The organism is Acidobacteriota bacterium (genome assembly GCA_038040445.1).
Classification (GTDB): Bacteria; Acidobacteriota; Blastocatellia; order UBA7656; family UBA7656; genus Onstottus_A; species Onstottus_A frigus.
Map to the genome: position 1 here is coordinate 165,416 of JBBPIG010000010.1, position 13,947 is coordinate 179,362.

Consider the following 13,947-nt stretch of genomic DNA (forward strand, 5'->3'; position numbering starts at 1 on the left):
GTGGCAGGAAGCCGGACTGCCCGTTGAGTCGAGAGCCAACACGCCAGCGGAGGAAACTTGATCATCAACTCGACGACGCCCGAGATTAGGTGGGCTCAGGTCTGTTATTCAGCGTCTTCAGAGTACTGGCTTGAGGCCAGTTTAATGTTTAGTGGAATCTTCCTCTACATCAAGACGTGCAAACTATTAGGGGGACGCCGATACAGCATGATTGTCTTCGGCTTCGCCATGCTTCTGATCCAGGGATGGGTCTTCTTTGGCCCGCCGCCGGCTTCTGACAAAGCGGCCGCTGTAAGCGCGCTACTCTCGTATGCCGCGTTTGGTGGTGTCGCGTACTGGCTTGAGAGGAGTGGCGGTTCGGCTAAGCAGAATCATCTGCCGCGCGAATAGGTGTCAAGATTGGCACAAGCGAAAAAAGCGACCGGCTAATGGCCGCTCTTGGATCTGCTGTTTGAATGAAAAGGGTAGAATTGGTAGCGGCGGGAGGACTTGAACCTCCGACCTTGGGGTTATGAATCCCACGCTCTAACCACCTGAGCTACGCCGCCATATCTTTCAATCAGTACGTACGGGTTGGTCATACCCGTCGATTGAGGGCGGTTACGGCGGTCAACAAATTCGGCAACCACTCCTTACCGCACTGTACTGCGCGCCGCTTGCCCTCATCAGTCGCATAAACATAGCGTATCGTCGAGCGGAATGTCTACGGCAAGCGGCCTTATGATCGAGCCCCCTTCATCAGGGCGTGTCGAGTCGCCTTGAGCCAATCAGCGCTTGCCTCAAGGCCGCGAGAAGCGCCATAAATGGGTTACACGAAAACCGTCGCCCTGTCATCCCAGGCGTAAACGCGCTGGGCTAGTCGAAAACGTTCGAGCGCGAAAGCTAGCTCTCGGCGAGCAATTTGTTAAGCTCGCTGGTCGCGACTGCAGCCGAGCTTACGTCCGCCTGTTTTCCATAGAGTGCATCAACTATCCAACTGTAGGCGCCCTGGAGCGCGCGCTCAGCATCGTTCACCGGCGCAAACCGCGCATTGAGCTGAAGTCGGCCGAGATCGGCGGCCACACCAAATGCGCTACCCGCGAGCGGCTCAAAGTGGATATACACCACTCCGCAAAATGACGTCGCTCCGGTGCTCTCGACCTCCGGCAGTTGAGGTGTCGCAGTGACAGCGCTGGTGTGTTCCTGTCGGCGCGGAGGAGCGGCGCTGATGCCACCTTGTGTTCCGACCACCGTAGCTCGAACTCGTTCCCGCGTGCTCGGGATCATAATGGCCAGCAGCGTGCCGCTTTCGCTCGGCTTAAATTCGCCGCGCAACTCTTTCACGGTCAATCGCCCTTGCAACTGGAGGCGGCGCCCGACAACGAAGGCTTTCGCCGGAGTATAGGTAAGCTCGTAGCTCGAGCCGCCAACTTGAAAGCTGCCCTGGAAAGTCCGCCCTCGCAACACCGCCGCCACTGAATGAAGTCGCTGGCCGCGCGACGGCAACTTCCGCAAGACCTCGTCGCTGTTTTTCTTTTCCGATTGCCTGAATAACATCAGCCGCTCCAATTCGGACTTTCGATTGCCGATTTGCGATTGCCAATTGCCCAGATCGCGTATCTCGTTAGCGCTAGCAGCAGTCAATCGGCAATCGGCAATCGGCAATCGGCAATTAGAGATTCCCTCTCTTATGTTCGTCCGCCAGGTAGTCACACGCGCGCATCGTCAGCGCCAGTATCGTAAGCGTCGGGTTCTGGTTCGCGCTGGTCACGAAGCACGCGCCGTCAATCACGAACAGGTTCTTCACGTCCCAGCTTTGATTGAATTTGTTCAGCACCGAAGTTTTCGGATCATTCCCCATACGCGCGGTGCCAAGCTCATGAATGATCCTGCCCGGCGCGGTCATCCGGCCACCGGTTGAAACGACTTCCGCGCCAGCCGCTCGCAATATCTCTTCGCTGGTTTGGGCTGCGTCGCGGGCCATCTCGCGCTCGTTGTCTGAGTACTGAATTCGAATCTTCAGTACCGGAATGCCCCACGCATCCACGACTCCGTCCTTGTCGATCTCGGCGTAGTTTTCGAAGCGGGGAAGCATCTCAGCGCGAGTCGTCATGCTCACCGGCGTCGAGTAGTATTTCCGCACTCGCTGCTTATACTCCGAACCGAAGCCAGGCGTGAGCGCCGCGTTTTTAGCGAAGGCGGGATACATGCGCGAGCCCGAGCCGCACTCGAAGCCGTAGCCGCGAACGAACCGCTGCTGTTTAGTTTCTTTGCTGATGTTGCGGAATTTAGGTATCAGCAGTCCCGACGTCTTGCCATCTTCATTCACCGGATCGCGGCTGGCCAGTACATTGAAGTATCCGCTGGCGCCGATTCCGCCGAAGTGGTCCATCAAGTAATGACCCATCGTGCCCGACGAGTTGCCCAGACCGGTCGGATGCTGGCGCGATTTCGAATTCAGCAATATACGAGTCGATTCGAGTGTTGACGCGCCGAGCACTACGATTTTGCCCGAGGCCTCGAACTCTTCACGCGTGACTCGATCGACGAAGGCGACGCCTTTTGCCTTTCCGGTATTCGTATCGACGAGAATGTGCCGCACGATCGAGTTAGGCCGAAGCGTCATCCGGCCGGTTGCATCGGCCACCGGCAGCGTAGAGCTGAGCGAATTGAACATTGCTCCTACATCACAGCCGTCTCCGCAGTCGCCGCAGTAATGACACTTCGCGCGCTTCTTCATATGCGGCTTGGGTGGACCGGTAAGCATGGCCAGGCGCATGGGGATTCCGGTACGTCCTACTTTCTGCGCGCCTTTGCGCAAAAGGTGCTCGCCGCAGTTGAGCTTCATCGGCGGCATGAAGTTACCATCGGGCAGATGCGGCAAGCCGTCGCGGTTTCCGCTCACTCCGATGAACTCTTCGGCGCGGGTGTAATAGGGTCCCATCTCGGCGTATGAGACTGGCCAATCGTCTCCGAAGCCGTCATTCGCAGCAGCCTTGAAGTCGAGATCCGATAGTCGATATGACATGCGGCCCCAGTGAAGCGTCTTCCCGCCGACGATTCGCGCGCGCACCCAGAGGAAAGGCTTGCCTGGTTCGGTGGTGTAAGGGTTCTCGCTGTCCTTTACGTAGAAGTGGCGGCTGAATTCGCCGGCGGTGGCTTGCATCCACTGGTCCTGGTCTTTCCAGCCGGGCGGGCCGAAGCCTCGATACATCGACTCATAAGGCCAGCGATGCGAGCTGAGATCTCGCTCTGGATTGACGGGCGGGCCGGCTTCGAGCACAAGCACTTCCATGCCGCGCTCGGTCAGTTCTTTTGCAGCCATTCCTCCCGACGCGCCCGAACCGATTATGATTGCGTCGTAGACTTTTTCCTTGGCCACGTGCAGCCTCCGATAACCTTGACGCGAGAACGTATCACAGCGAAATAGCAAAGGGCAACGAGTGCTTGTAGTCCCGCGCTCGTAGTCCCGCGCTCGTAGTCCCGCCTTCAGGCGGAAGCTTGTATCTCCCTCAGGTGAGACACCGGTCGAACCGAGCATTACGAACTTCCCGCCTGAAGGCGGGACTACGAACGTTCATCGCCCTTTGCTCTTTGCAGCCGCTTTTAATATGATGCCACCCGACCTGGGGCTTGAGGGGCGTTGAGAGATGGGATTCACCGGGCGGAGGAATCAATCGTGGAAGATATCACCCGAAGAGAATTCGGGATGGGTTTGGCCGGAGCGTTCGCAGGACTAACGCTTACGTCACCTGGCGACAAGGTAAAGCCGTCAATTTTTGGCGGCATCCAGGTTGGAGTCCAGAGCTACACGTTCCGCACTTTCAGCGTCGACAAGATGATCGAAGCCATGGTCTCGATCGGCCTGAGCAGCATCGAGCTTTGGGACGGCCACCTCAACCCGATGAAGGCTTCGGAGGCCGATTTCAAGGCGACGAAGAAGAAGTTCGACGACGCGGGGATTTTTGTCACCGCCTACTGCGTGAACTTTCCGGTCACCGCGACGGATGAGCATCTGGATCGCGGGTTCAACGGCGCGCTGCTGCTCGGCACTAAGGTGATGACCGCGTCGGTGAAGAAACCAATCGTGCCCCGTCTCAGTCAGTGGTGCCAGAAATACAAGATCAAACTCGGTCTCCACAACCACTGGTTCGGTGAGAAGTGGTTCAAAGGCGACCGCTCCCAGGAGTTCGAGACGCCCGATGATTTCATGAACGCGCTTAAAGGCGCGTCGGATTATTTGAGCATAAACCTGGACGTCGGACATTTCTATGCCGCGGGGTTCGATCCGGTGTCGTTCATACGCGACCATCACCCCCGCATCGTGAGCCTTCACATTAAGGACCGGGATAAGGATGCCGATCACACGCTGCGGCGCTTCGGCGAGGGCGCGGTTCCGATCGTTGAGACGATGAAGCTCGTGAAGGAGATCAGTTTCAAATATGCGGCTAACATCGAATACGAACTCGAACCAGCTAATCCAATCGAGGGAACGCGAACGGGCTTCGAATATCTGAAGCGTAGCCTTTCGTGAGGGGGAGAGATAAACACAAAGACACAAAGCCACGAAGCCAGAAAAGACCAGCTGTTCTTAGTTCTTAGTGTCTTCGTGTCTTTGTGTTAAGAGAATCCGATGATCGACCGAAGAAGTTTTCTGAAGCAGGCAGCAGGCGCGTCAGCGCTATTCGCCGCCGCGCCGATGCTGGGCGGATCGCGGCCGCAGTCGAAACCAAACGCGGTAAGGCTTTCGGTCTGCATCGACATGATTATGACCGAGATTCCCTTCCTCGAACGGATGGAGCGAGTAAAGAGGCTCGGCTATCCGGCGTTTGAGTTCTGGGAGTGGAAGAACAAAGACGTCGAGGCGATCCTCCGTACGAAAAACGAGCTCGGGCTCGAGATCGCTACCATCATGGGATCGGGTTGGAAGCATATGAACTCGGAAGACGCGCGCAAGACTTTCGTCTCTGAGATTCAAGCGTCGCTGGCAACGGCGAAGCGATTGGGAGTGAAGACGCTCATCGTGACCACCGGCTTCGAAGACAAGCGCATGCCTCGCTCGGAGCAGCACGCTAACTACGTCGCGGCTTTGAAGGCCGCCGCCCCATTCGCCGAGCAAGCGCAGGTGACGCTGGTGCTCGAACCGCTCAACACAAAGGTCGATCATCCGGGCTACTATTTGCAGACCGCGAAAGAAGGCTTCGAGATGATTGACGAAGTTGGAAGCCCGGCGCTCAAGATGCTGTTCGATATCTATCATCATCAGATCATGGAAGGGAACGTCATCCAGGACATCACAAAGAACATCTCGAAGATCGCGCACTTTCACGTAGCCGACGTGCCCGGCCGTCACGAACCGGGCACAGGCGAGATCAACTACGCGAACGTGTTTCGAGCGATCGCGGCGACTGGCTATCAGGGATTCGTTGGGCTGGAGTTCAAGCCGTCGCGGAATGCTGATGAAGTCTTAAAAGAGGTGCTTAGGCTGGCAGGTTAGTCAGAGCCTGAGATTTCAGATTTCAGATATTTCAGATTTCAAATCTCGGATTTTAAAAGACTTTTAAACTTAGAAGTCAGACTTCAGAATTCAAATCTCGGATTTCGGATTTCAAGTTTGGAATTTGTGATCGTGCGATCTCAATCCGAACATCGGAATTGAGCGTCGAGATCATTTGAAATCAAAAACCGAAATACCTGAAATCCGAAATCTGAGATTTTGAAATTTGAGATCCCCTTAGATCGCCAATGGCAAAACAAGAAATCTACGATGCGATTGTTGTCGGCTCAGGCGCGACTGGCGGGTGGGCCGCAAAGGAACTCACCGAAAAAGGCATGCGAGTGCTGGTGCTTGAAGCCGGACGCAAGCTCGATCCCGAGAAGGATTTCAACGAGCACACCTGGCCCTACGAAGTGAAGTATCGCGGAACCGTCGGCAACCGGACGCTCTTCCGCGAGCGCCAGGCCATCCAGTCAAAGTGCTACGCGTGTAACGAGTATGGCCGGCACTTCTTCGTCGACGACGTTGATAATCCCTACACAACGGCTAACGGTAAGCCTTTCGACTGGATTCGCGGCCGTCAGGTCGGCGGGCGCACGATCACTTGGGGCCGCCAGGTCTATCGGCTCTCCGATTATGAGCTGAAAGCTGCGAGCCGCGACGGCTACGGCGATGACTGGCCCATCTCGTATGCGGAACTCGCGCCTTACTACGACAAGGTCGAGGAGTTTATCGGCGTGAGCGGCTCGTATGAGAACGTGCCCAACCTGCCGGACGGAAAGTTCCTGCCCGCAATGAAGATGACCTGCGGCGAACGGCTCCTGAAAAAAGGGGTCGAGCGAAAATGGAAAGACCGAAAGGTGACGATCGGCCGCGCGGCGATTCTTACTCAAAAGCATAACGGCCGCGCCGCGTGTCACTACTGCGGACACTGCGATCGCGGATGCACCACGTCGTCGTATTTCAGCAGTCCCGGCTCGACACTTCCCGCCGCCGCCAAGACCGGCAGACTTACGCTTCGCACCAACGCGGTCGCGAGTCACGTCATCGTCGACACTAAAACCGGGAAAGCGAAAGGCGTTGCTTGCATCGATCAGATGACGAAGAAAGCGTTCGAGGTTTTTGGGAAGGTGGTCTTGTTGTGCGCTTCGACGATTGAATCGACCCGGCTATTGATGAATAGCGCGACCCGGCAGCATCCGGCGGGACTGGCCAACTCTTCAGGCGTGCTTGGTCAGTATTTGATGGACCACATTTTTCAAGTCGGCGTAGGCGGACTGGTGCCGGCGGTTTCGAACTATCCTTACAACTACGACGACGGGCGCGCGAACGGCATTTACATTCCAAAATTCCGGAACGTCAACGAGCGCCATCCCAAGTTTATTCGCGGCTATGGAATGCAAGGCGGCGTTCAACGCGGATTGCTGCCGACAACGATGAGACAGATTCCCGGCTTTGGTTCTGAGTTCAAGAAGATGGTGCGAGAGGCAAAAGATCCGGCGCCGTTCTGGATCGGAATGTGGGGCGAGATGCTTGCGCGAAAAGAGAATCGCGTGACGATCAACAAGGACGTGAAGGACGCGTGGGGAATTCCGGCGGTTCACATTGAATGCTCGCACGGCGACAACGAGAAGGCGATGGCGTCGGATGCGCTCGATAGCTTGAAAGAGATGGTTCAGGAAGCGGGCTTCGAGATGACCTATGCGAATCCGTTTCTCGCGGCGCCCGGATTGTGCATTCACGAAGTGGGAACGGCTCGGATGGGCAACGACCGGAAGACTTCAGTGCTCAATCGATTCAATCAAAGCTGGGACGTTAAGAACCTTTTCGTCACCGACGGCGCGTGTTTCGTATCGATCGGTTGTCAGAACCCTACACTGACGATGATGGCGCTGACCGCGCGAGCTTGCGACTATGTTGTCGATCAGTTCAAGAAGGGCAATCTTTGAGAATTGAGGTTTGAGATTGAGGAGCGAGTCCGAGGCGGAATCCGTGCGAATCCGTCAAACCCGCGTGATCGGTGGTCTATGGGTTTGTAAGAATCGCACTGTCAGCGTCGCATAGACCACGGGTGACACTGATTCGGCGGATTTGCGCGGATACCCACTCAATGGAGAACGGGAGAAGACGAATGGATCGAAGAATCTATTTCCGATTGAGCGTGATGATGTTCCTCGAGTTTTTTGTTTGGGGCGCGTGGTTTGTCACCTTGGGTACGCATCTGTTAAAAGGGATTGGCTTTACACAGGGTCAAGTCGGCTACGCCTTCTTGATGAACAATATCGCCGCCATCGTTTCACCCTTCTTCATCGGCATGATCGCTGACAGATTCTTCGCCTCGCAGAAAATCATGGGTGCGCTGCATCTGCTTGGCGGGATCATTCTTTATTTGTTCGCCGGCGTCACTACGGTGGGCTGGCTGATCTTCGGCCTTTTGCTTTACAACCTCTGCTACATGCCGACGTTGGCGCTTGTCAACAATGTTTCATTTCATCAAATGGAAAAGCCGGGTTCGCAATTTCCCAAAGTGCGCGTCTGGGGAACCATCGGCTGGATCGCCGCCGGCCTGAGCATCTCCTATATCCTTGCCAGGTTTTACCCTGATGTCGAGGCGGGCGCCATGCCAATGAAGATGGCCGCGATTGCTTCGATTGTTATGGGACTCTACTCGTTCACGCTGCCGAACACACCGCCGCAAAACGTCGGCAAAAAAGTCAGCGCCGGCGAAGTGCTTGGCCTCAAAGCAATCAGGCTGCTGAAGGAGAGATCGTTCTTCGTTTTCGTGCTCTGCTCATTGCTCATCTCGATCCCGCTGGCCTTCTATTACAATTTCACGAATCCGTTTCTGAACAATTTGAAGATGCCAGACGCGGCGGCCAAACAGAGCATTGGGCAGATGTCGGAAGTGATCTTCATGGTTCTTATGCCGTTCTTCTTCGTCCGCCTTGGCGTGAAAAAGATGCTGCTTGTCGGGATGCTGGCATGGGCGGCGCGTTATTTATTGTTTGCTTACGGCAACCTCGACGCGGCGGCGTGGATGATCTATGGCGGACTTCTTTTGCACGGCATCTGCTATGACTTCTTCTTCGTCACCGGGCAGATTTATGTGGACAAGAAAGCGCCGCGCGAGATTCGCGCAAGCGCGCAAGGGTTCATTGCGCTGATTACTTATGGCGTCGGTATTGGGCTTGGCTCAATTGTCTCCGGGAAGGTCGGCGATGCGGTTACGACGAATGGGGTCACGGATTGGCGGGTGTTCTGGTTGATTCCCTGCGCTTTCGCGGCAATAATCACATTGTTCTTCGCTCTCACATTTAAGGATAAGGTGTCGGATAAGGCAGTCGATTCTCGTTGATCCCATTCCGAATCACCCGATAGTGGCCACTACGACGCCCACCGTCACCGCTAGATTGATTGGATACCAGCACCGGATTACACTGTCTTGAGCTTTGCTAATCCGAAGGAGAACCATGAGTAAGCAGGCCTCGATTGAACAGCAGTTCGTCCGCGAGATTCGGGCCATCCCGGATGAGTACTTACCCAACCTTTTGCAGATAGTTCGTCTATACCGTGATAGCGTTGCGTTGAAGCCCGCCGAAGAGTGTTTTCGCGAGGGCTGGCGAGACGCGTTGCGCGGAAACACCATACCGCTGTCTGAATTATGGGATGGCAAAGATTTACTTGTAGCATTTTTCAAACCCTTCAGTGTTGGTACGCTCTACTGAATCTCGAGGCAGGTTGAGCGCGTCATTGAGCAGAGCGCCGTGAGCTTTGTGATTGTGCTCGCGAACGGTTCTGCGTAGTTAATCCGGTGATCAACTCATTGGAAGGAGTGTTTCGGAAGGGCGGTTACTTGATGTTGTAGTCTGAGACAGAAACGGTCGCGCGACTAAAAGACGGGCGGCAACTAGGCACTCCGGAGCAGACGGCTCTACTCAACGCCAGGCCGTCTGAGAACGCTAGTGTCTAACCGGTAATTTTTTCTTGCTGCTCGCTTCAGGTACGGCGGTTTTGGAATTAAGCAACTCCTTCTGCAATTCGCTCACGATACCCAGTTGAGCTAAGGAACTCAGTCCTAAGTGAGCCAATTCGTATGCCGTAGACTCGGCTCTGTCCAGGTCGCGCTTTGTCATTTCTTTGAACAGGGGACCAATCATCTCAGTCAACTCAAGAACTTCGTCATAGCGAAGTGTTCGGATAGGTAAGCTAACCCAGGACGCTAGTGCCCCGCTGCTCTCAGAATCTGTTAACAACTCACTGCCTTTTGCTACCTTATTCAGCACGAATACAGCCCAGTTCATTGCTTCAAGGCTGCGGTCTGGATCAATCGTACCCAATGATTTGGCTATGATCAGGAAACCCTTCGCCACATCCTCTGTTGCCCCGTCGCGTTGAAGTTTTGATAGCGCGGTATCATAAACCTGTTTGGTGTCGTCTTGTTTCCCCTTACCGGACCGCATAATCATCTGAGCGATTATGTCGAGAATAAGCGTTCGCCCGAGGGGGTGCATTATCTTCAAAGCATCGGTTTGTGCTTTCGTCCAGTCAGCTTCGCTGAGTTCTTTCCTAATCGCAGGCCCGTATACGCTGATGGTGGTTTCTCGGCGGACCTCATCGCTGTCGATCTTCGACATCAGCTCTTCGGCGAGCGATAAGTTCTCTTTGCTCGCGGCGGCACCGGCCAATCTCTGATACTCCTTGTCTCGGGCCTTCGGATCGCTAATCCTCTGAAGCCGTTGAGCGCCCTGTTCAACTTCGGAGGTATCCCCGGCTTTGGCTGGCGCCATCATTGACGTGTCAACGGCGACGCTGCGAGTTGCCGGAGACGGAGCAGCAGACCGAGAGATCAGCATTGACTCATATTGCGAGACGATCTCTTGAAACTTGCCCGGCCAGACTGGTCCGGTTGCCATGCTTAGCGCTCTTTGAGCCGTCTGCATACCAACTCGGAGAGCTGCGGTGGGGCTATCAGGACGCAGATCTTGCGCGAACCGAGTCGTAAGTGCTCGAAAGAACTTTTCTTGAAACTGTGGCGAGCGACCCGTGTCTAATGCAAATCGATCGAGGTTGAGCAGCTCAAAGGGAGGAACTGAAATGCTACTGAACCGGTTCATTAGCACCTCAGCCACCTGCTCTGCCTGAGCACTATCCTGCGCGCTCAACTTGTTAAGGAAAGGCACCCAATCTACCAAACCGAACGGCAAGCTGCGCTGCGCCAGTTGGATGGCAAGCGCCGGGTTGGCGTCCACCTGTTCTTCGGCGACCGACATCATAGCTCGCGCTTCGTCTGTCCACTTGCCCAAAACTGTTACGGGCTCGCCGTAGCCATCTGAGTTACTGGAACCGAGCTGTTTCAGAAGATCCGGGTTCAACCTGGCGATCCTGCGGAGCACGGCGAACCGGAGCCTTTGCTGTTTCCGGCTTGGACGGTCATAATTAGCCTTCTTCTGCTCTTCAAAGAGTTCGTTTAACCGGTCCCAAGCCTTCTTGAGCACGGCCAAGGAGCGATCCCTATCGGACTCCCATAACAGCGTGGCTGCCTCCACCTGGATCAACAGGCCGTATTCCAGAGGAGTGATTCGATGAGCACTGTCAAGAACTCCCTCAAGTAAAGACACTGCCAGTTCTTTCTTGCGCTGCTGCGCAGCAGAGACTTCCTCGCTGACGTGTCCCGCTGGTTTGATCTTGAGGCTTGATCCCTGGCTCTCGAGTTCAGTCTTCTTGTCCCTCTCGCTTGCCTCTCTCGATTGGTTGTTACCCCGCTCGGGCGATACTGGCCGCTCCCGCTCTTGAATTGACTCGCGACAGAATCCGCCGGCGCCCGATGTTGGGGATATCAAGAGGCTCAGGATCACGCCAGTCAGACATACCGGCAAATACCGCAAGTGAACTTTAGGCTGATACGACATTGCAGAATCCTCCCTTTACAGATTGCTGCTCTAAGAAGCCGACGGAAAGAGCCAAACTCTTACTGGCAGCATGTCTCAGAGCTACATGTATAAGGGAAAGATGTATAGCAGCAAACAGCGCAGACGTTCCCATTCGTGTAGACCAACTGAGTACCCGGAGTTGTGCAGTGTAAACCGCAACCGTCTTTACTAACTTGCACCGGCCTCAAAGGCGTCGGGTAGGCGCCTTGCGACTGCTGTGGTGAGAGGGCTCCAACAAAAAGCATGATTGTGGCGAACGCAGCACATAACAACCACCTTCGCCAAGCAGGCTTTCGCGAACGATCAAAGCTTGCTATCGCCGCAGGTTTTTGATTGTTTTGTTTGGACATTGACCTATACCTCCAGGTTATCGAAGTGGCGCAATGAGCAGCCTTCACCTCAGGCAACTCTGACTATTGCAAGCGAAGGTTGAATCTAGTTAACGGTAGCGCGACGGGCACCAGTATCGGCCATCACAATTCCTTTGTCAACTAAAAAGTAATGCCTGTTATTCCGTTTTAGTGGCGGATTTAACTATTTTCTGTCTATTTCAACTCAGATTCGCGTTACCGTGGCCCGCTCTGTACTGAGATGGCGTGAGTCCGAAATGAGCCTTGAAGTCTTTAAAAAAGTGGCTGTGATCATATCCGACCTCGAGCCTGATTCGATCGACTCTCCAAAATGTATTCTCCAAGAGATCGCAGGCCTTTTGCAGTCTCAGGATTTTATGATGCTGGAGTGGCGCATTGTCGAACTCAGACTTGAACAGGTCGTTCAAACGCGAATGGCCTAGTCCAGCTACTTCCGCTACCTCGTCAAGCGTTAGCTTGCGATGAAGATTCGACTTCATTAACTGTACCACCACACGTACCTTCGGATTCATAGCCACACCCCGTTCTAGCTTCGAGTTTCCGTGCGAGCACGGCAACATCGTGTGGAAACCTAACCGTTTCCTGACTGGCTATCCGATCTCGTCGACATGCTTACAGGTCCGGTGCGCTTATCTCACGCCCCGTGCCCCCATTCACTCGCACGCCATCTACAGGTGGAGACTGTCAAGGTTCGCGTTATTATATATTGCGAGCGCATAAGTCAAGCCTAGTCGGTAGCGTAGCGTAGCACAAGCTTGCATGGGCTTTACGCTCTCCAAGGCAATCTGAATCCGGTGATCACAAGCGATCTCCCGAGAGAGACCCATTTCACCTCTAACAAGAATGCAGATTCTCCGGCTCTCTTTTCTTTGGTTGCTTGAGGTCAACAAGGGCAGCTCATGACAACGGGTAGTTTGTAGGCTATTGTTTCTCAGGCCTACTGGCTGAGCGTACGGAGTAATTTTATGCGACTTGGACTAAACTTCGGCTACTGGGGTTCCGGCCCCTCTGACAACATCGCGATAGCTCAAGAGGCCGAGCGGCTGGGTTATCACTCTCTGTGGACGGCTGAGGCTTATGGCTCGGACTCGGTCTCGCCGCTGGTTTGGCTTGCGGCACACACTGAACGGATCAACGTCGGCACCGCGATCATGCAGATGCCTGCGCGAACACCGGCGATGACCGCGATGACCGCGGCGACGATTGACTTGTTGACTGGCGGCCGCTTCTTGCTGGGCATCGGAGCTTCAGGCCCTCAGGTCGTCGAAGGCTGGCATGGCGTCGTCTACGGCAAGCTGCTCACTCGAACGCGTGAGTACGTCGAGATAGTGCGCACCATCCTGAAACGCGAGCAGCCGCTCGAACATCACGGCGAGTACTACGACATACCGGTGCAGGGCGGGACGGGATTGGGCAAGCCGTTGAAGCTGATCGTGCATCCGCTGCGATCGAACATTCCGATCTACGTAGCGGCGATCGGGCCGAAGAACGTCGCGCTTGCGGCGGAGATCGCCGATGGCTGGCTGCCGGTATTCTTCTCGCCTCACCGAGTCAACGTGTTTCGTAAGTCGCTCGATGAAGGCTTCGCGCGAAGGACCGACGGAAAGACGCTCGCTGATTTCGACATAGCGCCGACCGTGAGCATCGTGGTTGGCGACGATGTTGACGAGTGCCGCATGAAAGTGAAGCCCAACCTGGCGCTGTATATTGGCGGGATGGGTGCTCGCGGGAAGAATTTCTACAACGAGCTGGCGTGCCGCTACGGCTACGAAGAAGCGGCGAAGACCATTCAAGACTTCTACCTCGCCGGCAAAAAGAACGAAGCCATTGCCGCGGTGCCGGACGAACTGGTCGACGAAATCGCGCTGTGTGGTCCTCGCGAGCGAATCAAAGATCAGCTCGGCGCGTGGCGAGAAGCCGGCGTGACCACCCTTATCTGCGGGGCTAACAGCATTGAAGCGATTCGAACCATGGCCGAACTCGTAGGCTAACTAGCAGACTGTAACATCCGCTTCACTAGTGAAAGAGGTGTATCCGGGCAAATCCGCCGAATCAGTGTCATCCGTGGTCTATGCGGCGCTGGCAATGCGACTCTTACGAACGCATAGACCACGGATGACACTGATTTGACGGATTCCCACGGAGATCCGGGCTCAATTTCAGACCGAGA

At 55.1% G+C, this 13,947-nt stretch carries 11 protein-coding genes and 1 tRNA gene; 8 read left to right on the plus strand and 4 right to left on the minus strand.

Translation table 11 applies throughout. From position 1 onward, the window contains the following. Positions 1-144: 144 nt before the first annotated feature. A complete protein-coding gene (locus tag AABO57_13355) occupies positions 145-390 on the plus strand; it encodes a hypothetical protein (protein ID MEK6286720.1) in 246 nt (81 codons plus the stop codon). Between the two features lie 81 nt (positions 391-471). On the opposite strand, the gene AABO57_13360 is transcribed toward AABO57_13355, so the two are convergent. From AABO57_13360 to AABO57_13370, 3 genes are all read right to left on the minus strand, one after another. After that, positions 472-548, minus strand: a tRNA-Met gene (locus AABO57_13360). A 334-nt stretch (positions 549-882) separates the two neighbouring features. Then, positions 883-1,536, minus strand: coding sequence for a hypothetical protein (locus tag AABO57_13365; protein MEK6286721.1), 654 nt, complete (start codon positions 1,534-1,536; stop codon positions 883-885). A 115-nt stretch (positions 1,537-1,651) separates the two neighbouring features. Then, the gene (locus AABO57_13370; GenBank protein MEK6286722.1) at positions 1,652-3,361 is read right to left on the minus strand and encodes a GMC family oxidoreductase; all 1,710 of its coding nucleotides are present in this window, start codon (positions 3,359-3,361) and stop codon (positions 1,652-1,654) included. 297 nt (positions 3,362-3,658) lie between these two features. Here AABO57_13370 and AABO57_13375 point away from each other — a divergent pair, with 297 nt between their 5' ends. The 5 genes from AABO57_13375 to AABO57_13395 all read left to right on the plus strand — a co-directional run bounded on the left by AABO57_13375 (position 3,659) and on the right by AABO57_13395 (position 9,201). Continuing rightward, the gene (locus AABO57_13375; protein ID MEK6286723.1) at positions 3,659-4,513 is read left to right on the plus strand and encodes a sugar phosphate isomerase/epimerase; all 855 of its coding nucleotides are present in this window, start codon (positions 3,659-3,661) and stop codon (positions 4,511-4,513) included. 99 nt (positions 4,514-4,612) lie between these two features. Further along, positions 4,613-5,476: a TIM barrel protein gene (locus AABO57_13380; GenBank protein ID MEK6286724.1), complete on the plus strand. Its 864-nt coding sequence runs from the start codon at positions 4,613-4,615 to the stop codon at positions 5,474-5,476. A 248-nt stretch (positions 5,477-5,724) separates the two neighbouring features. Continuing rightward, the gene (locus AABO57_13385) at positions 5,725-7,425 is read left to right on the plus strand and encodes a GMC family oxidoreductase (protein ID MEK6286725.1); all 1,701 of its coding nucleotides are present in this window, start codon (positions 5,725-5,727) and stop codon (positions 7,423-7,425) included. 182 nt (positions 7,426-7,607) lie between these two features. Next, positions 7,608-8,831: a nucleoside permease gene (locus AABO57_13390; protein MEK6286726.1), complete on the plus strand. Its 1,224-nt coding sequence runs from the start codon at positions 7,608-7,610 to the stop codon at positions 8,829-8,831. A 115-nt stretch (positions 8,832-8,946) separates the two neighbouring features. Continuing rightward, positions 8,947-9,201, plus strand: a complete 255-nt coding sequence (locus AABO57_13395; GenBank protein MEK6286727.1) for a hypothetical protein — start codon at positions 8,947-8,949, stop codon at positions 9,199-9,201. Positions 9,202-9,435: 234 nt separating this feature from the next. Here AABO57_13395 and AABO57_13400 read toward each other — a convergent pair whose 3' ends face one another. Next, positions 9,436-11,385, minus strand: coding sequence for a hypothetical protein (locus AABO57_13400; protein ID MEK6286728.1), 1,950 nt, complete (start codon positions 11,383-11,385; stop codon positions 9,436-9,438). A 628-nt stretch (positions 11,386-12,013) separates the two neighbouring features. Between AABO57_13400 and AABO57_13405 the strand changes: the two genes are divergently transcribed. Both AABO57_13405 and AABO57_13410 read left to right on the plus strand, forming a co-directional pair. Next, a complete protein-coding gene (locus AABO57_13405) occupies positions 12,014-12,199 on the plus strand; it encodes a hypothetical protein (protein ID MEK6286729.1) in 186 nt (61 codons plus the stop codon). Between the two features lie 543 nt (positions 12,200-12,742). Beyond that, positions 12,743-13,768 carry an LLM class F420-dependent oxidoreductase gene (locus AABO57_13410; protein ID MEK6286730.1) on the plus strand — a complete coding sequence of 342 codons (1,026 nt, stop codon included), beginning with the start codon at positions 12,743-12,745 and terminating at the stop codon, positions 13,766-13,768. The last annotated feature ends 179 nt before the right edge of the window (positions 13,769-13,947 follow it).